The organism is Lentibacter algarum (assembly GCF_040580765.1).
Lineage (GTDB): Bacteria > Pseudomonadota > Alphaproteobacteria > Rhodobacterales > Rhodobacteraceae > Lentibacter > Lentibacter algarum.
Genome location: NZ_CP158687.1, coordinates 2708318 through 2728087, shown reverse-complemented (window position 1 = coordinate 2728087; position 19770 = coordinate 2708318). Strand labels below are relative to the sequence as shown.

Below are 19770 nucleotides of genomic sequence, written 5' to 3'. Positions count from 1 at the left end.
TCCAGTAAAAGCTAGGCTTTTAGCTGGACATCAGCATACATCACATAAGATGACTTGACTTGGAATTTTGATAGGCTTTTTTTGGTTTGGTGGTCATAGCACAAGCGAAACACCCGGCTCCATTCCGAACCCGGCCGTTAAGCGCTGTTGCGCCGATGGTACTGCATCCTAAGGTGTGGGAGAGTAGGTCACCGCCAAACCTAATAAAGCCTATCATGGACCCGCCGCGAGGCTGGCCGATATCTCTCTTTCGAATGTCTCATACAAATAAGCACCCCTCAGGGGTGCTTTTTGCGTTCAAAAACAATCCAAAAGTAAAAAAAATCCATAAATACAACAAGCTGTCCGATTAGGATTGTAAGCTGCGGACGCTCCACGCGCCGCAGCGACACCCCTTTCATTAGAAAGGGATATCGCCGCAGTTGGTGTATTCTAAACCAATGAGATTAACGCTCAGCTCTCAGCCGCTTCGATCTTATCTTGGGTCATCGTGTCAAAATCGGAGGCGTCATGACGGTTGCGCAGCTGGCTTGAGAGCTCACCCATAGCGCGGTTGACCATTCGCCCTCGCTGTACTGGCTCCCTCGCATCGATTGCTTCGGCCCAACGCAGGACGTTTTTGTAGGAGGCGACATCAAGGAATTCGGCAGCGTTATATTGACGGCCTAGGACGAGCTGACCGTACCAAGCCCAGTTGGCCATATCGGCGATTGTATAGTCGGCGCCCGAAAGGAATTCGTTTTCGGCCAAGCGACGGTCCAGCACATCGAGCTGGCGTTTGACCTCCATCGCGAAACGGTTGATGGGGTATTCCCACTTTTCGGGAGCATAAGCATAGAAGTGGCCGAAACCGCCGCCGAGATAGGGTGCGCTGCCCATTTGCCAAAAGAGCCAGTTGAGCATTTCGCCGCGCGCAGTGGCGTCTTTGGGGATAAAGGCGCCAAACTTTTCGGCGAGTTGCAGCATGATGCTGGCACTTTCGAACATTCTGCGTGGCGGTGTGACAGAGTGATCCATCAGCGCGGGGATCTTTGAGTTCGGATTGATTTCAACGAAGCCAGAACCGAATTGATCGCCTTCGCCGATGTTGATCAGCCAGGCATCATATTCTGCTTCAGTGTGGCCAGCAGCAAGGAGCTCCTCCAAAAGGACCGTCACCTTGACGCCGTTGGGCGTGGCAAGGGAGTAAAGCTGCAAAGGGTGTTTGCCCACGGGAAGCTCTTTGTCATGAGTTGCACCGGCGATGGGACGGTTGATTGAAGCGAAGGTTCCTCCACTTTCTTTTTCCCATGTCCAGACCTTGGGGGGGATGTATGTGTCGCTCATGTCATTTGTCCTGTTTTGGATTCCCTGCTTTGAACGTAGTCCAAAATTCTCTGGATAACAGGGCCAAAAGTGCAGGGAGCTTGTGCGCTGACGCAGGTGTGATTTTAAGAAAAGCCGAAGCGGGGAAACGCGTTTTGGAAAAACAAAAAATGCCCCATTGCACGCAGGGGGCGGCTGCGTGTTGTCTTGCGCAAACAGATATAGGAGATGACACATGAGCGAGCGGGCAAAAGTTGTTGTGATCGGAGGCGGGATTGCGGGCTGCTCGACAATATATCATCTCACGCAGGAAGGCCTCACGGATGTGATCTTGCTTGAGCGCGATGAGCTTACAAGCGGGACGACGTGGCATTCTGCTGCACAGGTGACGAACTTTGGCATGAACCAAACGATGGTGGGCCTAAAGTCACACTCGATTGCGCTCTATAAAGAGCTTTCTGAGGATCCAGAGTATCCAATCAACTACCACCATGCCGACGGCGGCATCAGACTTGCAGAGACCGAGGAGCAAATGGAGGCGTATCGCCACTTTGCCTCAATGGGGCGGGGAATGGGTGTTGAATTTGAGGTGATTGATGCTGCCGAATGTGCGCGGCGGCATCCACTTTTGGAGACCGATGGGCTTGTTGGTGGTCTTTGGGATCCACTTGATGGTGATATTGACCCAGCCCAGCTCCGTCAGGCGCTGGCGCGACGGGCGCGTAACGCGGGTGCTCGGGTGCTCCGTCACCGCCCCGTGACAGGGCTAACACAGCGCTCGGATGACAGCTGGATTGTGCACACAGAGGCGGGCGATATAGAGGCTGAAATCATCGTCAATGCGGGTGGCTATCGTTGCAACGAGATAGGCGCGATGATGGGCGCGATCCTGCCTGTCGCCAGCATGGAGCATCAGTATTTCCTGACCGAGCCGATCAAGGCGATAGAGGAGGCGGGCCACCGTATGCCGCTGATCCGGTGCCCGATCAGCGACTATTACTCGCGTCAGGAAAAGAACGGCCTGCTGATCGGCTTTTACGAGCAGGACTGCAAGACATGGGGCATGGACGGGATCGACCCGAACTTCACCAATGCACTTTGTCCTGATGATCCTGAGCGGGTGATTGAGACATTTGAGGGCGCGATGGCGCGGATGCCTGCGATTGGCGAAGTTGGAATTCACACCATCGTCAACGGGCCGATCACCTATACGATTGACGGCGCGCCGCTTGTCGGGCCGATCCCGAACAAGCGCAACGCGTTTTGTATCACGGGCCTGCGCGCCGGGCTTGGCGAGGGCGGCGGGCATGGCTGGCTCTTGGCGCAGATGATTGCGCATGGCGAGGCATGCTATGACACCTGGTGCATTGATCCGCGCCGCTTTACCGGGCACGCCAGCGTCGAGCTGACCGCGTTGAAGGCGATTGAGGATTATCAGAACGAATTCCGCTTTCATTATCCGCATGAGCACAGGCCAGCGGGACGGCCTATGAAAACCACGCCTTTGACGCCTGTTCTGGCGGCAGAGGGCGGGCACTTTGGCCTCGTCAACGGCTGGGAGCGGCTCGAATATATCAAGCCAACTCCTGAGTTTGAGGAAGCGCACAGCTTCCGCTTTACCAATGCTGAGGAGGTGATTGGCGCCGAGGTGCGGGCGGTGCAGAGCGGCGTTGGGTTGACCGAAGTGAGCGGGTTCAACCGCTTTGAGATCACTGGCTCTGGTGCGCATGATTTCCTTGATCGTATGACATGTGGCCGCTTGCAGCGCCGCGAGGGGCGTGTGGGGCTGAGCTATCTGCTCAACCATCAAGGGATGGTGAAGGGCGAGGCCACGATTGCCAATCTGCCGAATGGGCGGGTTTGGTTTGGCTCGGCTGCGGCGGCTGAGTATCACGATATGGACTGGCTCATGCAGCATATCGGGGCGGATGAGGATGTGCAGATTCGCTCGCTGACAAACGATATGACGATCATTGTGATCGCGGGGCCGAAAGCGCGCGATGTGCTCTCGAGTGCGGCGCGCGGCGACTGGTCAGACGAGGCCTTCAAGTGGCTGGCTGTGCGCGAGGCGCATGTGGGGATCGCGCCTGCTGTTGTGATGCGGGTGAGCTTCTCGGGCGAGCTGGCTTATGAAATCCATGTGCCCAACCAAAGCCTGATGGCAGCCTACACGGCGCTGCGCAACGCGGGCGAAACGCATGGTATGAGCTTCTTTGGCAGCCGCGCTGTTGAGGCGATGCGCCTTGAGATGGGCTTTATGCACTGGAAATCAGAGCTGATCACTGAATTTAGCCCTTATGAGACGGGGCTTGAGCGCTTTGTCATGATGGATAAGGCATTTATCGGTAAAGAGGCGCTGATCGCGCATGAGCCAAAGGTGCAACTTGTGAGCCTTACGCTTGAGACCAAAGAGGCGCCCGCACATGGCGGCGCCTCTGTTATGCTGGATGGGCGGGTTGTTGGAACCGTTACGACTGGCGCTTGGGGCCACCGTGTGGGCGCCAATATTGCGCTCGCTTTTGTGGAACGCGGCTTGGCCCAAGAAGGCCAAAGCCTGAGTGTCGATGTCCTGGGCAAAGTTGTGCAGGCCACAGTTGCGCCGATGCGCCGACTTGAGGGCGCGCATTAACCGCGCGCTCAAAAAAGAGCCCCCGCAGCCGAAGCTACGGGGGCAATTGTCTTTTTCGTGTCAGAGTAGCTCTGAGATCGAGGGGATGGATTACATCCCGTTCTCGCGCTGGAGTTTCTTGCGCGCCAGCTTGCGCTGACGGCGGATAGCTTCAGCTTTCTCGCGTGCTTTTTTCTCGGACGGTTTCTCGAAATGCTGCTTGAGCTTCATTTCGCGAAAAACACCCTCACGCTGTAGCTTTTTCTTCAGGGCACGAAGCGCCTGATCGACGTTATTGTCGCGAACACTAACCTGCATGTGGTTTTCACCACCTTTCTAGTTTGAAGTTGCAAGGATTTGCAGGAAGGTGGCGTATAGCAAAGCCCTATGGTTTTGTCTAGTGTGGGGGGAGGAGGCGAATATGGCTGATTTGAAAGACAAATTGCTTGATGCAGCGCTTGCTCATGTGCCGTTTGACGGCTGGAGCGAGGCAAGTTTTGAGGCGGCTGTTTCCGAGTCGGAGCTTGAGCCCGCGCTCGCCCATGGGCTTTGTCCGCGGGGGGCTGTGGACTTGGCTGTGGCCTATCACAAGCGTGGCGATATGCGGATGCTGGCACGGCTTGCACAGACCGATTTGGACGAGATGCGCTATTCTGCGCGGGTGACCGCGGCCGTGCGCTACCGGCTGGAAGCGGTGGAAGACAAAGAGCTGGTGCGCCGTGGTATGACTCTTTTTGCGTTGCCGAGTTTTGCACCCGAAGGCGCGCGGCTTATTTGGGAGACTTGTGACGCCATCTGGGAGGCGCTTGGCGACACTTCGGAGGATCTCAACTGGTACACCAAGCGCGCGACGCTCTCGGGGGTGTATTCTTCTGCCGTGCTGTACTGGCTTGGAGATACGAGCGAGGGGCACGAGGCGACATGGGCTTTTCTTGAGCGGCGCATTGACGATGTTATGAAGATCGAAAAAGCCAAGCACGCTTTGGGGAAGAACAAGCTTTTTGGCGACATTTTGGGCCGCATCACCGGTGCGGTGCGTGCGCCTAGGTCCATGATGGATATGCCAGGTGCGGTAAAGAAATAAGGAACATACGATGCGTGTGATAGAAATAACCGAGGCGGGTGCGCCTGAGGTATTGAAGCTTGCTGAGCGCGAGCGTCCTGTGCCGCGCCATGGCGAAATCCTGATCAAAGTGGCTTATGCGGGGGTAAACCGTCCTGATGCGCTGCAACGCGCAGGCGCTTATGCACCACCCAAAGGAGCGAGCGATCTGCCGGGGCTCGAAGCAAGCGGCGAAGTTGCTGCGATCGGGGCAGGCGTAAGCAAATGGGCCGTGGGAGACAAGGTCTGTGCGCTGCTTCCGGGCGGTGGCTATGCAGAATATGTTACGACACCTGCCGCCCATGCCCTGCCTGTGCCAAAAGGCATGAGCCTTAAGGAAGCGGCCTGTTTGCCAGAGACGTTTTTCACAGTCTGGACCAATGTGTTTCAGTGCGGTGGCCTCAAGGCAGGTGAGCGCTTTTTGGTGCATGGCGGCTCCTCAGGGATTGGCACAACCGCGATCCAGCTTGCCTCCGCCTTTGGTGCGCGGGTTTTCACAACGGTGGGAAATGAAGACAAAGCCAATGCTTGTCGAGCGTTGGGCGCTGAGCGGGTGATGAATTATCGGAACGAAGATTTTGTCGAGGTGCTCAAGGCCGAGGGCGGCGCAAACTTGATCCTTGATATGGTGGGCGGTGAATATATCCCGCGCAACATCCGCGCATTGGCCGATGATGGCCGTTTGGTGCAGATTGCTTTTCTGACGGGGCCTAAAGTCGAGCTGAATTTCGCCCAAATCATGGCGCGGCGCCTGACACTCACGGGCAGCACATTGCGTCCGCAGTCCGAGCTCGCCAAAGCAAAGATCGCGGATGAGCTGCGTGAGCAAGTCTGGCCCTTGCTCGATATGGGGCGCATTGCGCCAGTTATGGATCAGGAATTTGCGCTTGCGGATGCCGCCAAGGCCCATGCCCGTATGGAAGGCAGCACGCATATCGGAAAGATTGTGCTTAAGGTGGCCTAGGGTTTCCTCTTTCTGAAAATATCCTGGGGAGAGCGCGAGAGGGGAAAGCCCCTCTCGCCACCGCGACGCGGCGAAGCCGCGGCGCAATACCTTCTCAGTTCACGGGCTCAAACACCGCATCACTCAATGAACAATCCCGCGAAACATCGCGCCCGCAGGGGACGGGGGACAGGTCTTTGCTCAGGCAAATCCGCGCTTCCTGAATATGGCCTTCGCGACATGTGATGGTGATCATGTCGCGGCTCAGGGATGGGTTTTCCTTGAGGAATGCGTCTTCGACAACGGATGCGGGGAGCGTGATCGTTTTGTTGAGTTTGCGAAAGACAGGTGGGCGCACGACACTCTCGTAGGCTTTGCGCGAGAGGTCGTAATAGGCGCGCGCAGAGAGGCCGGAGCAGACACCGTGCTTTTTCCATTGATACCAAGCGAGTCCAGATGTGCCCATGATATCGGCCATAGTGTTTGTCAGGCTGCGTTGGGGCTGAGGCTCAGGCGTCAGGCAGAAAGAGGGCCAGCCGCGGTGATATTGTGGCCAAAGGCCGTGCAGCACCCAGCCGTGATCCTCATCAGTGTCGCATTGAGGGGAACCCTTGGCCTCGCCTTCAAGGGCGCACCAATTGGGCGACCATGAGAGTGCCATGACATAATAGTCAAATTCCCCCGCGCGCTCGCCTTTGGCGGCAGCAATGCCGGCAACGATCACGAACAGGAGAAAACCGAGAACAACACGCAACAACATTCACTCTTTCCTTATGTTTCATGGGCCAGTATATAGCGCTCAAGTTCCCCGACAACGGTAACCTGAGCCCCTCCAAAGGCTCGCCCCTTCAAGGGCACGGGAAAGTTGTATGGGACGCGTGTTTTTTTGATGGAGGCGAATATGTCTGACAAACCAATTATGGCGAAAGCCACAGCCGTTTGGCTGGTCGACAACACAACAATCAGCTTCAAGCAGATTGCTGACTTTGTTGGCATGCACGAGCTGGAAGTGCAGGGCATTGCCGACGGTGATGTGGCCACAGGCGTTAAGGGGTTTGACCCGATCACCAACAACCAGCTTACGCAGGAAGAGATCGATAAAGCGCAAGAGAGTGTTACGCACAAGCTCAAGCTGAAGTTTTATGCCTCTGCTGTTGGCGAGGAAAAGCGCCGTGGGCCACGCTATACGCCGCTCTCCAAGCGTCAGGACCGTCCGGCTTCCATTCTCTGGTTGGTAAAGTTCCACCCTGAGCTGACAGACGGTCAGGTTTCCAAGCTTGTGGGCACAACCAAGCCAACTATTCAGGCGATCCGCGAGCGCACGCACTGGAACATCGCCAATATTGACCCGATTGACCCTGTCGCTCTCGGTCTTTGTAAACAGTCTGAGCTCGACGCGGCTGTGCAAAAAGCAGCGGCCAAGAAAGCGGCAAGCGGCGAAGTTATGAACGACGATGAGCGCCGCAAGCTCGTCAGCACCGAGCAGAGCCTTGGTATGGATTCTGAGCCGAGAATGCCCACAGCGATTGAAGGTCTTGAAACATTCACGCTTGGCGGACACGACGATGAGGAAGAAGACAAGCACGATAGCACGCGCGATGCGGACAGCTTCTTTAACCTTCCAGACGATGATGGCGACGACGACGAATAACGCCGCCAAGATTGCCTAAATACCTGAGATGCGCCCGTAGCTTTGCTGCGGGCGTTTTCTTTTGGGCAGGGAGACTGCCAGCTTTTGTTGACACTATCTGGCCTTAATTGACATGCGTAGCCGCTGGGCGGCGAACAGTCTGCTGGATGCGGTAAATGCGGCCATAGGCCCGTCTTTGCTGCGGTTTTCGCCACATGTTTCCATGTTGTAAGCCACGCGGGAGAGGGGCGTCTAACGCTTTACTCTTCATTCGTCATCATCACAAAATTGTACAAATCTGCCCGCAGTCATGACGTCTTCGGCCCTCATAACGGCTCTCAACCATGCGCGAAAACAGCGCTTTTATATGTTTGAGGTTATGTGATGCCTATTGCTACTGAGTTGAATGTCGACACGTCCGCCACGGCGATGGATATGGCGAATGCCATGTTTGGTAACGGTATCAGTATTACCTCGGCGTCCTTTACGGGGGCTGGCGCGGCTTCGGGCACATATACGGGCGGGCTTTCAACGCTGGGTAGCCTCACGCAGTCTGACACAGGGGTTATACTGTCGACAGGCAATGCGACCGACTTTACCAACAGTTCGGGCACAACCGACACCAATACCGCAACAGGCACATCGACCAACCATACGGGTGTTGGCGAAGTGGATGGCGACACGGACCTCAACGCAGTGTCGGGACAGGCCACCGAAGACGGCGCGTTCTTTGATGCGACCTTTGTGGCCACGGGTGACTTGCTCACCATGCAGTTTGTTTTCACCTCAGAGGAATACCTTGAGTATGTGAATGGTGGTGTAAACGATGCGATGGGGATTTGGGTCAATGGGACGTATGTGCCTTTGACGCTGGCGGACAACTCGACCCAGAACGTCACGATTGATACGATCAACGACGGGGTGAACTCGAACCTTTATCTCGATAACCCTGTCACGGCTGACACGTATAACACCGAAATGGACGGAGGCACTGTTGTGCTTTCGATCGTTGCACCTGTGAATGCGGGGCAGTCGAATACCATCCGTATCGGGATCGGAGATGGCGGCGATTCGGCTTATGACTCGAACTTGCTGATTATGGGTAACTCGATCCAGACGATTTCTATCGCCGAAAGTGACCAGCTGGAACAGCTTCCGAATACGACGCAGATCCACGATATTCTGGCGAACGACATCAATATCGAAGGCAATGCGCTCACCATCACGCACCTCAACAACATTGCGGTGAACGTGAATGATACGATTACGCTGCCCTCTGGCGAACAGCTCACGCTCAATCCAGATATGACCATTACGGTTCTGTCCGATGGGGACATTGGGACCAACTCGTTCACGTATTCGACGATTGATACGGCTGGCAACGTTTCAACAGGGCTGGGTACGATTGAAACCACGCTGTCGCCTCAGAACTATATTGTCGAAGGTACAAGTGGCGCCGACAGCATCGATGGCGCATATCTGGGCGACCCTGAAGGGGATATCGTCGACAATAGCGACTATTATGACGGCTCGAACCGTGACTCTGTTGAGGCGGGCGCTGGCGCTGACACTGTGAACAGCGGCGACGGTGCTGATACCGTGCGCGGCGAGGCGGGCGACGACCTGATCTATGGCGATAACTACACGGCCTTGGATGCGGGTGATTTGCTTGATGGCGGCGCTGGCAACGATACCATTTATGGCGGCGGCGGCCGCGATATGATCCTTGGCGGAGCGGGCGCTGATTCTCTCTTTGGTGAGATTGGCAACGACACCGTGTTTGGCGGTGACGGATCAGATACGATTTCTGGCGGGGCTGGCGACGACGTTCTTGATGGCGACGACGCGACTGCGACGGCTGGTGCCGACAGTATAGACGGCGCTGCAGGCAATGATGAAATCATTGGCGACGAGGGCAACGATACTCTGATCGGCGGCACTGGAAATGACACGATCTATGCTGGCAATGATGATGACATTGCTTATGGCGATGAGGGGCAAGATCAGCTCTTTGGCGGAGCCGGGGATGACTCGCTCTACGGTGGCGACGACGCTGACTCTCTTTACGGCGAGGCAGGCGGCGACTTTCTGAGTGGTGGCGCTGGCGATGACTATATCGATGGTGGCATTGACGGAGATGACATCGACGGTGGCGCTGGGAATGACACTGTTTTGGGCGGCACTGGCAACGACAACATCGATGGCAATGATGGCGCGGACAGCCTGCAAGGCGGCTCGGGTGCCGACAGCATCTGGGGCGATGCGGGCGACGACTATATTGACGGTGGCGACGACGGGGATGCGCTTTATGGCGGCGCGGGCGCTGACGAGATTATTGGCGGCAGTGGCGGCGACTTCATTTCTGTAGACAGCGGCGCGGATACTGTTTCTGGCGGCGCGGATGCTGACAACATTGTTGTTGCAGCGGGTGCATTTGCCGATGGGACAGTCGTCACTGTGGATGGCGGAAGCACGGCCACCACTGGCGCGGACAACGATACGCTCAACCTAAGCAGCTGGGCGAGCTATGCGAACCTGACACAAACGAATGACCCTGATGCCAATAGCACATCGGGAAGCGTGGACGTCACGGATGGCGCTGGCAACACGATCACTGTCAACTTCACCGAGATCGAAGCGCTCATCCTCCCGAGCATCCTCGATTACATCGTTGAAGGCACGGCGGGCAACGATCTGATCGATGGATCGTATCTACTCGATCCAGAGGGCGACCGTGTCGACAACAGCGACCACTCGGATGGCTCCAACGATGATAGAATTGAGGCCGGAGATGGTGACGATACCATCCTTGGCGGCTCTGGCGCTGACAGCATTTATGCTGGAACAGGCAATGATACTGTTTATGACGAAACTGATGTGGCTTCTACCAGTGACACATCGGCTGATTTTGTCGACCTTGGAGATGGAAACGATGTTTTCATCGGCACGGGGCTCGGGCCTTCAGATCAAGATACGATTTTTGGTGGCGCTGGAAATGATACAATTTCGGTGCGTCAATCTTACGACACGGTTTTTGGCGGTGATGGCGACGATCTGATCACGTCGGAAGATGAGCTGTCGGTGTATGGCGACTGGCTGTCTGGCGATGCTGGCAACGATACGATCATTGGCGCCAATACGGATGATACGATCCTTGGCGGCACTGGTGACGACTCGATCCAAGGCGGCGGCAGCGGCGACATAATCGATGGCGGCACGGGCGACGACACGATCCTTGCGGATGACCTCACTGCGACGGGTGCCAACCTTATTGTGAATGGCTCGTTTGAAGACACGACTGGGATGGAGACAAGGACTTGGGGCTTTGTCGCTCCCGGTGGAAGTGTCTCTGGCTGGACCGATGCCAACGGTAGCTCAATCGAATTCGTCAACAACGGGCGCGGAGGCCTTCTGGCGACCGAGGGCAACAATTGGCTTGATACGGAAGGCTTGGCTGGCCAAAATCTTGTTATAAGTCAGGCCGTGGCTGGGGTCAGTGATGGCGAAGTCTACGCCTTGCGCTTTGATGCTGGTGACCTTGTTGACGCACACGATGGAACCGCTCTCGACAACCAGTTTCAAGTGATTTGGAACGGTGAAGTGATCGCTTCGATCGATCCCAGTGATGGCAGCTGGACGAGCTACGAGTTTTATCTGACTGGAGGGTCGGGTGACGGTTCGAATACGCTCACTTTTGTTGGATCTGGCCAAGCGAATGCTCAGGGCGCTTCTATCGACAATGTAGAAATGTATGAGCTCATTCAGGGTGCTGGCGGCGACGATAGTGTTCTTGGCGATCTTGGCGACGATGTGATTGTTGCTGGAGCAGGTGAAGATACTGTTCGCGGTGGGATGGGCAATGACTCCATCTTGGGCAACTCGGGCAACGACAGCATTTATGGGAATGAGGGCGACGATACCATCCTTGGTGGCGCGGGCAACGATAGCATTTATGGCGAGACAGGGAACGATTACGTTTCTGGCGGCGTTGGTGACGATAGTCTTGAAGGCAACGAAGGCGCGGACACTATTATTGGCGGCGCAGGCAATGACTGGGTCCGTGGTAGCTTTGGCAACGACAGTATCGAAGGCAACGAGGGCGATGACTTCCTCTGGGGCGGCTACGGCGACGATACGATCGTTTTTGCTGACAACTTTGGCGACGATACTGTTGAAGGCGAAGAAGCACAGGAAACCGACGGCGACACGATTGATCTGAGCGGTATTACGTCTGATCTGACGATTGACCTTACATCAGCCAACCCTGAAGCGGGCAGCTTTACCGACGGCACGGACACTGTGAGTTTTGTCGAGATCGAGAATATCGTTCTGGGCAGCGGAGCAGACACGCTTGTTCTTGGGACAGGCTCTGGCGACGACCGTGTAGAAGGTTTCACCATTCCGACAGCGGGCGGCGGCGGGACCTATACGGGCGTCGACCTGCTTGATGTGAGCACATTGCTCGACATCAATGGCGCGCCTGTAAACACCGATGATGTCGTGATCACCACTGATGTGAACGGCGACGCTGTGCTGACCTTCCCGAGCGGGGAGAGCCTTACACTTGTCGGCGTGACAGCCGCGAGTATCAACGATCCCGCCATTCTGGAAGCGATGGGTATTCCGCAGCCTGACTATATTGTTGAAGGAACTGGCGCAGGCGAGTTGATAGACGGCTCCTACATCGGCGACCCCGAGGGCGATATTATCGACGGGCTCGACAATGCGTCTGGGACGAATGCTGACAGTGTGGTTGCAGGTGCGGGCGATGATACTGTGCAGAGCTTTGCAGGGAACGATAGCATTGATGCGGGCACTGGTAACGACAGTGTCGACGCTGGTGATGGCGACGACAACATTGTCGGTGGCGGTGGAAATGACACGCTGCAAGGCTGGTTCGGTGACGATAGCCTCACGGGCGATGATGGAGACGACTCTCTCATTGGCTGGACTGGCGATGACACGCTCGCGGGCGGCATCGGCGCTGACAGCATCGAAGGCGGCGATGATCAGGATGTGATCATTTTGGAAGACGCCTTTGGGCAGGACACGATTGATGGCGGCGATGGCGGCGCCACCGACTTTGACACTCTTGATATGAGTGCCCTGACGGTTGACACAACCGTTGATCTCACCAGCGCCAACCCTGAAGCAGGGAGCGTAACGGCGGGGGCTGATATCGCCAGTTTCGTCGACATCGAGAACATCGTCTTGGGCGGCGGCACGGATACGATCGTCTTGGCTGATGGTTCTGGCAGCGACACGGTGAACGGCTTTGAAGCGCCGACCGATCTTGGCGGTGGGAACTTTACCGGCAACGACCAGATTGACGTAAGCGGGATGACGGACGCGAGCGGCAGCCCTGTGAATGTTGCTGATGTGACTGTAACGGATACCAACGGAGACGGCACGGGCGACGCGATCCTGAGCTTCCCCAATGGCGAGAGCATCACTCTTGTCGGTGTTGACCCTGCTGACGTGACCAGCCATGCACAGCTTGCTGCGCTGGGCATCCCAGGGCTGAACTATGTGGTCGAGGGCACAGGCGGTGACGATACCATTGACGCTGGCTACACTGGCGACCCCGAAGGCGATATGGTCGACAACCTCGATGCAGCGGATGGCAGCAACGACGACACAATTAGCGCAGGCGCCGGCAACGACAGCGTAGTTGCGGGCTTTGGCGACGATACGATTTTTGCTGGTGCAGGTATTGATACCGTTGCAGGCGGTGATGGCAATGACAGCATCTTTGGCGAGGCTGGGAATGACGTTCTCAACGGTGGCGCTGGGAATGATACCGTCTCCGGCGGCGGCGGCAACGACAGCATCTTGGGCGATATCGGTGCAGATAGCCTGAGTGGCGGAAGTGGCGATGATACTGTCAACGGTGGCACGGGTGATGACTGGGTCAATGGCAACGATGGTAATGATACGGTCTATGGCGGAGAGGGCAACGACTCTGTCTTTGGGGCCGAAGGCAACGATGTCATGTTCGGTGAGGACGGCGCTGACAGCATGGAAGGCTGGCTCGGCGATGACACAATGTCGGGCGGTACAGGCAACGATTATCTTGATGGTGCTGACGGCGACGACTTGCTTGTCGGCGATGACGGCAACGACACCTTGCTGGGTGGCAACAACGGTGGCGCTGACACGCTCATCGGGGGTGTCGGCAACGATTATCTGAGCGCGGGCGACGGCGACGATTTGCTGCAAGGCGGATCAGGCGACGATCAGATGATCGGCGCAGAAGGACAAGATACCTTTTCGCTCGATGACAGCTTTGGGATGGACACCATTTCGGGCGGTTCTGGCGGCATAGACTTTGACCAGATTGACGCCAGCAATATGACCACAGCGGTTAATCTTACTTTGACCGTGGCAGAGGGTGGCACGTTGGTTTCCGGAGCGGATACTGCCAGCTTTGATGACATCGAACTCTTCTCACTTGGCAGTGGCAATGACACTGTGACGGGGGGTGTTGGCAATGAGAATGTTGTGCTTGGCCTTGGCGATGACTTTGCCGAAGGTGGTGCGGGCAATGACACGCTTGCAGGTTCTGAAGGCGACGACACTCTGAGTGGTGGCGCGGGTGCAGACGAGCTTTCTGGCGGGGATGGCAATGACTCAATCAGCGTCAACGAGAACGACACCGCATCAGGTGGAGATGGTGACGATTACTTTGAAGTCTTGCCAGGCTCCGAGGTTGGCGCTGGGACGATCAATATTGTTGGCGGCGAAGGGGCCGAGACGCTTGGAGATACACTCGATTTTAACGGGCTGATCGGCTTTGGCGACATCACCTATACCAACACCGACCCTGGCGTTGGCGGCGGAATGTCGGGCTTTGCAACGCTTGGTGACGGCACGGTTGTTAACTTTGACGAGATCGAAAACGTCATCATTTGCTTCACCGAAGGCACAAGAATTGCCACGCCGCGCGGTGTGCGGGAGATCGAGGATTTGGAGATCGGCGATCTGGTTGTAACGCGTGACCACGGTTTGCAGCCCATTCGTTGGGTGGGCAAGCGGACTGTGCCTGCACGGGGTGCTTTGGCTCCGATCCGCTTTGATCCGCATGTGATCGGAAACGAGCGCGCGCTTTATGTTTCGCCGCAGCACAGGATGCTGATGCAGGGGGTCGAAGCCTCGCTGCTCTTTGGTGAGAGTGAAGTGCTGGCGAGCGCCAAACATCTTGTAAACGGGTCGACTGTGACCGAGGTACATGGCGGGACAGTGACCTATGTTCACATCATGTTTGACCAACACGAGATCATCTATGCTGAAGGGGCTGCGAGCGAGAGCTTCTACCCTGGTGGCACGGGCTTGAACGCTGTGGAGGAAGAAGCGCGTGAAGAACTCTTCTCGCTTTTCCCTGAGCTACGCAGCCATGAAGGCGCTTATGGCGATACCGCGCGCCTTTGCCTGAAAGCCCACGAGAGCCGCCTGCTCCGGCTCGGCTGATCTGACTGCCTTATCAGATCAGTGAGAAGGGCCGCCTCCGTATCTTGGGGCGGCCTTTCCATTTGTAGCAGAGCAAAGCGAACTTGAAGCGTTGTGACAGAGCTGGCTCTGTCAATCACATCTCTTTGCGTGCGTTGAGGGCGGCAGTGATTGTGCCATCGTCCAAATAGTCTAGCTCACCGCCGATCGGGACCCCTTGGGCGAGAGAGGTGAGTTTAACGCTGCCTTGAAGCTGATCAGCGATGTAATGGGCCGTGGTCTGGCCATCGATTGTCGCGCCGACGGCAAGGATCACCTCGGTGATGTTTTCGCTGTCTAGTCGTGTGACGAGCTGTGGGATGCGCAGATCTTCAGGCCCAACGCTGTCAAGCGCCGAGAGTGTTCCGCCAAGCACATGATAGCGGCCCTTGAAGACGCCAGAGCGCTCCATGGCCCAGAGATCGGCTACGTCTTCAACGACGCAAATCTCACCTGTCGCACGTTTGGGCGAGGTGCATATATCGCAGATATCTGTCGTGCCGATATTGCCACAGCGCAAACACTCGCGGGCTGTGACGGCGACGGCGTGCATCATATCGGCCAATGGCATGAGCAAAAGCGCGCGCTTGCGGATGAGATGCAGCACGGCGCGGCGCGCAGAGCGCGGGCCAAGGCCAGGCAGTTTTGCCATCAGCTCAATGAGCGCGTCGATATCTCTGGTGGAGTTGCTCATGCGGGGCTTTCTTTGGGCGGAAGGCTGGGGGCTCTGCCCCCAGACCCCCAGGATATTTTTAGAAAGAGGAAGCGGGGTAGATTTAGAACGGCAGCTTCATGTCTTTGGGCAGCCCGAGGCTTTCTGTGATGCGGGCCATTTCTTCCTGAGCCTTTTCACTGGCCTTGGCTTGTGCGTCTTTGATTGCGGCGAGGATCAGATCTTCTACGACTTCTTTTTCGTCAGGGTTGAAGATTGACGGGTCGATATCAAGGCCTTTGAGCTCGCCCTTTGCGGAGCAGGTGGCTGTGACAAGGCCTGCACCGCTCTGGCCTGTGACCATGAGATTGTGCAGGTCGTCTTGCAGCTCTTCCATCTGCTTTTGCATCGCTTGCGCTTTTTTCATCATGCCCGCCATATCGCCGAGCTGGCCAAGTCCTTTAAGCATCTCTGTCTCCTTGAGGGTCACTGTTGTCTTTAGATAGGCGGCATTGAAGGGCGGGGCAAGCTACCAGCCGAATTCTGAGTATTGGCGGCCCTCGGCGATATGGTCGAGGGCCGCGCGAATATATGGAATTGTCGTGTCTGGTAGTGTGTCGCGCGGCTGCCATAGGAGGGCTGCACATTTCTCAGGCTCCATATTTTGCGGCTCACCTGTTATGGCATCGGATGTGAAGAAGAGGGAGACGCGTTCGCTGTCTGATTTGCGATGCATGATATGCGCAAGGCGAAGCTGATCGGGCACTAGTTTGAGCCCTGCCTCCTCGAAGGCCTCACGCGCCATCGCCTCGCGGAAGGTTTCGCCCGCATCGACATGGCCCGCTACGAGGCCCCAGTGACCATCCATATAGCCCGTGTTCTGGCGCAAGAGCATAAGCAGCTCACCTGCACGCTCAACCACGAGGTGGGCTTCGACGAAGAACTGATCGCGCGTTTCAAACAAGGCGGACGCTTGCGAGGCCATCGGCCTCTGTGACGGAGCAGCAGATTGATTTGAGGGTGCGGGGCTCGGAATAATCCCATGGTTGACCGCGGTGTAGAATAGCGCGCTCGTCCCAGAGCAAGACGTCGCCGACAGCCCATTGATGCGAATAGACCGCTTCGGGGCGGGTGCAATGGGCAATGGCCGCGTCGATCACTTCTTGCCCCTCAGTCAGGCCGAGCCCTTCGATGGAAAAGCTGTGAGAGGCGATAAAGAGGCTCTCTTCACCCGTCACTGGGTTTGGCCAGAGTGCGCGCCAAGGGCGGTCTGGCCATTTATTCATCTCGGGCAGGCGGGCCAGCTCTGGCGAAATCCGCGCGCGGGAGTGCGAGAGGCGATGCCAGATCACGGCATCTTTTAGTTTTGCTTTTAGGTCCGCGGGCATAGAGGCCCAGCCTGTCCGAGTGCTCGCAAGCTCTGTGTTGCCACCGCCAGAGGGGGGCAGCACGCGCGCTGTGAGGATATTGATGAGCGCGGGCGTCGGCAGGAATGTGCTGTCTGTATGCCAAAGCATGTTGGCTTGCAGATTGAGGGTGTGGAGGTCCATCGCATCGGTCACGCCTGAGGCGGTTTCGTTGGAAACGGCAGAGACTTCAAAGGCTACATCGCGGCCTGCCGCCATCGCCTCGCGGTTTTCAAGCGGACCGAAGAGCTCAGCGAGGCGGATATGGGTTGCGTCATCCATCTGCTGCGCTGGAAAGAGAAGAGCCGAATGCTCTTCAAAAGCGCGGCGTATGTCAGGGAAGAGGTGATCTGCTGTTACGTCTCGAAGATCAATATCGTGAACTGTCAGGCCGAAGTCGGGATGAAGCGGAGATGTGTGCATGGATCAGAGCCTTTTTTCGCCACGGTGAGCATACAGGACAGCCGCAAGGCAGAGCGCGGCTGAGGCGACGATAAAGAGTGTGGGTTGGGCTTCGCAGCCTTCGGAAATGCGCGCGCCCCGCAGGCCTGTGGGATCAGGCCAGACAATGAATGAGATGAAGAACGACCAGAGCAGCGCGACAATGGCTGTACCCATGGCGTGACGGAAGAGCACGGCGACTGCGAGCGCACCCAGAAGGAACAGTCCTGCGGGGGACAGGAAGAGAGCGAGCGCTTCGCTTTCAAGGGTGACGGGGATACCGTCCCAGTCGGGGCGTTCTTTGTAGCAGACTTCGGCCAGCGCGGGGCTGGCCATGACGCTGATGAGGAGCGTAAGGCTCAGTCTTCTTCGAAAGGGTCCCATTCGTCTTCCACTTCTGGCAGGGCTTCGCTTTGGGCTTCGGCAGCGATATCGGCTTCGCTGCGGATGCTCAGGATTTTGGCGGTGGGAAAGGCTTCAAACACAGCGGAGACGAGCGGATGTGCGCGCGCCTCGGCTTCGCGGGCGCGTTCGCCTGCGGTGCGCCGCTCCTCGATGGTTTCGGCGCCGTCTTCATTGACGAGGGTAATGGCCCAGCGGTTGCCCGTCCAGCCTTGGAGGCGTTGGCCGAGGCGGTTGGCAAGATCTGCCGGGGCTTTGGGGCTCGGCTCAAACGTGATCCGGCCAGGCTGATAGGCAACGAGGCGCACACCAGCTTCAACATCCATCAAGAGCTTGCCGTCGCGGTTGGCGCGGATCAACTCGACCACATGATCAAACGTGGGGTAGCGCGAGAGCGCTTCCAGCGGATCTTGGGCCAGAGCTGTTGCACCGCCAGAGGCCCCTGATCCGCCTGCGCTTGAGCGTGCGACCGCTTGCGTGCTCTGGCTGAAGCCTGCGCCGCCGCCGTTGCCGCCCCCTGTGGGTGGAGAACCTGACGGGCCGCTGGGCGGCGGGGTCGCATCGGCGAGTTTTTTTACAAGTTCATCTGGCGTGGGCAGATCGGCCACATGGGTCATGCGGATGATTGCCATTTCTGCGGCCATCATGGTGTTGGGCGCGTGGGCAACTTCTTCGAGCGACTTGAGCAGCATTTGCCACATGCGGGCGAGAACGCGTAGGCCGAGGCCTTCGGCGTAGCCTTGACCGCGAGCGCGCTCATCGGGGCCAATCGTCGGATCATTGGCCGCGTCTGGTGTGATCTTAACCACGCTGACCCAATGGGTGAGCTCTGCTAGATCGCGTAGAACGGCCATGGGATCGGCGCCATCAGCGTATTGCGCGGAAAGCTCAGTCAAGGCGCCTGCGGCATCGCCTTTCATGACCATTTCGAAAAGGTCCATGACGCGACCACGATCTGCAAGGCCAAGCATCGCGCGGACCTGATCGGCCGTTGTTTCTCCAGCGCCATGGCTGATCGCCTGATCCAGGAGCGACGTTGCATCGCGCGCGGAGCCTTCGGCGGCGCGGGTGATGAGGGCGAGGGCGTCGTCGGCGATTGCGGCTTGTTCGCTGTCAGCGATACGACGCAGCATGCCGATCATGTCTTCGGGTTCGATGCGACGTAGGTCAAAGCGCTGGCATCGGGAAAGCACGGTCACAGGGACTTTACGGATTTCCGTTGTCGCGAAGATAAACTTCACATGTGCGGGCGGCTCTTCGAGTGTTTTGAGGAGCGCATTGAAGGCCGAGGTGGACAGCATGTGCACCTCATCGATGATGTAAATCTTGTAGCGGGCAGAGGCCGCACGATAAGCGACAGAGTCGATGATTTCACGGATGTCATTGACGCCAGTGCGGGAGGCGGCGTCCATTTCCATGACGTCGACATGGCGGCCTTCCATGATGGCGGTGCAGTGCTCACAGACGCCGCAAGGCTCGGTCGTGGGCGTGCCTGTTCCATCGGGGCCGATGCAGTTCATGCCTTTGGCGATGATGCGGGCTGTTGTTGTTTTGCCCGTTCCACGGATGCCTGTCATGATGAAAGCTTGTGCGATGCGATCTGCGGCAAAAGCGTTTTTGAGCGTGCGTACCATCGCCTCTTGGCCGACGAGATCAACAAAAGTCTCGGGGCGATATTTACGCGCGAGAACCTGATAGCCTGTCTGTGGAGTATCGCTCATGGTATGCCTTGTCAGATTCGAAGCTGGGCCAAGGTAGCGGCGCAGGGGCCCAAGGTCTAGCGCTTGTCTTGGAAT

At 57.1% G+C, this 19770-nt stretch carries 14 protein-coding genes and 1 rRNA gene; 6 read left to right on the top strand and 9 right to left on the bottom strand.

Annotated features, from left to right (window positions below):
• Positions 1-85 precede the first annotated feature (85 nt).
• A 5S ribosomal RNA gene (gene rrf, locus DSM117340_RS13560) occupies positions 86-200 on the top strand.
• Between the two features lie 253 nt (positions 201-453).
• Here rrf and yghU read toward each other — a convergent pair.
• Complete coding sequence (gene yghU / locus DSM117340_RS13555; protein WP_089892723.1) at positions 454-1326, bottom strand: glutathione-dependent disulfide-bond oxidoreductase; 873 nt, start codon at positions 1324-1326, stop codon at positions 454-456.
• Between the two features lie 214 nt (positions 1327-1540).
• Here yghU and DSM117340_RS13550 point away from each other — a divergent pair, with 214 nt between their 5' ends.
• The gene (locus DSM117340_RS13550; protein ID WP_354689682.1) at positions 1541-3934 is read left to right on the top strand and encodes an FAD-dependent oxidoreductase; all 2394 of its coding nucleotides are present in this window, start codon (positions 1541-1543) and stop codon (positions 3932-3934) included.
• 90 nt (positions 3935-4024) lie between these two features.
• Here the strand turns inward: DSM117340_RS13550 and rpsU are convergent, their stop codons facing one another.
• On the bottom strand, positions 4025-4231 hold the full coding sequence (gene rpsU, locus DSM117340_RS13545; RefSeq protein WP_089892716.1) for a 30S ribosomal protein S21: 207 nt from the start codon (positions 4229-4231) through the stop codon (positions 4025-4027).
• Between the two features lie 103 nt (positions 4232-4334).
• Here rpsU and DSM117340_RS13540 point away from each other — a divergent pair, with 103 nt between their 5' ends.
• On the top strand, positions 4335-4997 hold the full coding sequence (locus tag DSM117340_RS13540) for a COQ9 family protein (RefSeq protein WP_089892712.1): 663 nt from the start codon (positions 4335-4337) through the stop codon (positions 4995-4997).
• Positions 4998-5007: 10 nt separating this feature from the next.
• Positions 5008-5979 (top strand): NAD(P)H-quinone oxidoreductase, encoded by a 972-nt coding sequence (locus tag DSM117340_RS13535; RefSeq protein ID WP_089892706.1) that lies wholly within the window; start codon positions 5008-5010, stop codon positions 5977-5979.
• 94 nt (positions 5980-6073) lie between these two features.
• On the opposite strand, the gene DSM117340_RS13530 is transcribed toward DSM117340_RS13535, so the two are convergent.
• Positions 6074-6718: a ribonuclease T2 gene (locus DSM117340_RS13530; RefSeq protein ID WP_089892703.1), complete on the bottom strand. Its 645-nt coding sequence runs from the start codon at positions 6716-6718 to the stop codon at positions 6074-6076.
• A gap of 141 nt (positions 6719-6859) precedes the next feature.
• On the opposite strand from DSM117340_RS13530, the gene DSM117340_RS13525 reads away from it, so the two are divergent.
• Entirely contained in the window at positions 6860-7609 is a 750-nt protein-coding gene (locus tag DSM117340_RS13525) for a DUF1013 domain-containing protein (RefSeq protein WP_089892699.1), read from the top strand.
• A gap of 363 nt (positions 7610-7972) precedes the next feature.
• Complete coding sequence (locus DSM117340_RS13520) at positions 7973-15055, top strand: Hint domain-containing protein (protein WP_273496652.1); 7083 nt, start codon at positions 7973-7975, stop codon at positions 15053-15055.
• 115 nt (positions 15056-15170) lie between these two features.
• Here the strand turns inward: DSM117340_RS13520 and recR are convergent, their stop codons facing one another.
• The 6 genes from recR to DSM117340_RS13490 all read right to left on the bottom strand — a co-directional run bounded on the left by recR (position 15171) and on the right by DSM117340_RS13490 (position 19695).
• The gene (recR, locus tag DSM117340_RS13515; protein ID WP_089892694.1) at positions 15171-15767 is read right to left on the bottom strand and encodes a recombination mediator RecR; all 597 of its coding nucleotides are present in this window, start codon (positions 15765-15767) and stop codon (positions 15171-15173) included.
• A gap of 82 nt (positions 15768-15849) precedes the next feature.
• Positions 15850-16194 carry a YbaB/EbfC family nucleoid-associated protein gene (locus DSM117340_RS13510; protein ID WP_089892691.1) on the bottom strand — a complete coding sequence of 115 codons (345 nt, stop codon included), beginning with the start codon at positions 16192-16194 and terminating at the stop codon, positions 15850-15852.
• A gap of 60 nt (positions 16195-16254) precedes the next feature.
• Positions 16255-16689, bottom strand: coding sequence for an NUDIX domain-containing protein (locus DSM117340_RS13505; RefSeq protein ID WP_218140888.1), 435 nt, complete (start codon positions 16687-16689; stop codon positions 16255-16257).
• Positions 16682-17554, bottom strand: coding sequence for a TauD/TfdA family dioxygenase (locus tag DSM117340_RS13500; protein ID WP_089892685.1), 873 nt, complete (start codon positions 17552-17554; stop codon positions 16682-16684). The genes DSM117340_RS13505 and DSM117340_RS13500 overlap by 8 nt, the downstream gene beginning before the upstream one ends.
• Positions 17555-17557: 3 nt before the next feature.
• Entirely contained in the window at positions 17558-17956 is a 399-nt protein-coding gene (locus tag DSM117340_RS13495) for a hypothetical protein (RefSeq protein WP_143037439.1), read from the bottom strand.
• Complete coding sequence (locus DSM117340_RS13490) at positions 17932-19695, bottom strand: DNA polymerase III subunit gamma/tau (protein WP_089893673.1); 1764 nt, start codon at positions 19693-19695, stop codon at positions 17932-17934. Before DSM117340_RS13490 ends, DSM117340_RS13495 begins: the two co-directional genes overlap by 25 nt.
• Positions 19696-19770: the final 75 nt, after the last annotated feature.

Bases quoted from the DNA above. Each gene is read 5' to 3' on its own strand.
- yghU (WP_089892723.1), bottom strand. From the start codon at position 1,326: ATGAGCGACACATACATCCCCCCCAAGGTCTGGACATGGGAAAAAGAA.
- DSM117340_RS13550 (WP_354689682.1), top strand. From the start codon at position 1,541: ATGAGCGAGCGGGCAAAAGTTGTTGTGATCGGAGGCGGGATTGCGGGC.
- rpsU (WP_089892716.1), bottom strand. From the start codon at position 4,231: ATGCAGGTTAGTGTTCGCGACAATAACGTCGATCAGGCGCTTCGTGCC.
- DSM117340_RS13540 (WP_089892712.1), top strand. From the start codon at position 4,335: ATGGCTGATTTGAAAGACAAATTGCTTGATGCAGCGCTTGCTCATGTG.
- DSM117340_RS13535 (WP_089892706.1), top strand. From the start codon at position 5,008: ATGCGTGTGATAGAAATAACCGAGGCGGGTGCGCCTGAGGTATTGAAG.
- DSM117340_RS13530 (WP_089892703.1), bottom strand. From the start codon at position 6,718: ATGTTGTTGCGTGTTGTTCTCGGTTTTCTCCTGTTCGTGATCGTTGCC.
- DSM117340_RS13525 (WP_089892699.1), top strand. From the start codon at position 6,860: ATGTCTGACAAACCAATTATGGCGAAAGCCACAGCCGTTTGGCTGGTC.
- DSM117340_RS13520 (WP_273496652.1), top strand. From the start codon at position 7,973: ATGCCTATTGCTACTGAGTTGAATGTCGACACGTCCGCCACGGCGATG.
- recR (WP_089892694.1), bottom strand. From the start codon at position 15,767: ATGAGCAACTCCACCAGAGATATCGACGCGCTCATTGAGCTGATGGCA.
- DSM117340_RS13510 (WP_089892691.1), bottom strand. From the start codon at position 16,194: ATGCTTAAAGGACTTGGCCAGCTCGGCGATATGGCGGGCATGATGAAA.
- DSM117340_RS13500 (WP_089892685.1), bottom strand. From the start codon at position 17,554: ATGCACACATCTCCGCTTCATCCCGACTTCGGCCTGACAGTTCACGAT.
- DSM117340_RS13495 (WP_143037439.1), bottom strand. From the start codon at position 17,956: ATGGGACCCTTTCGAAGAAGACTGAGCCTTACGCTCCTCATCAGCGTC.
- DSM117340_RS13490 (WP_089893673.1), bottom strand. From the start codon at position 19,695: ATGAGCGATACTCCACAGACAGGCTATCAGGTTCTCGCGCGTAAATAT.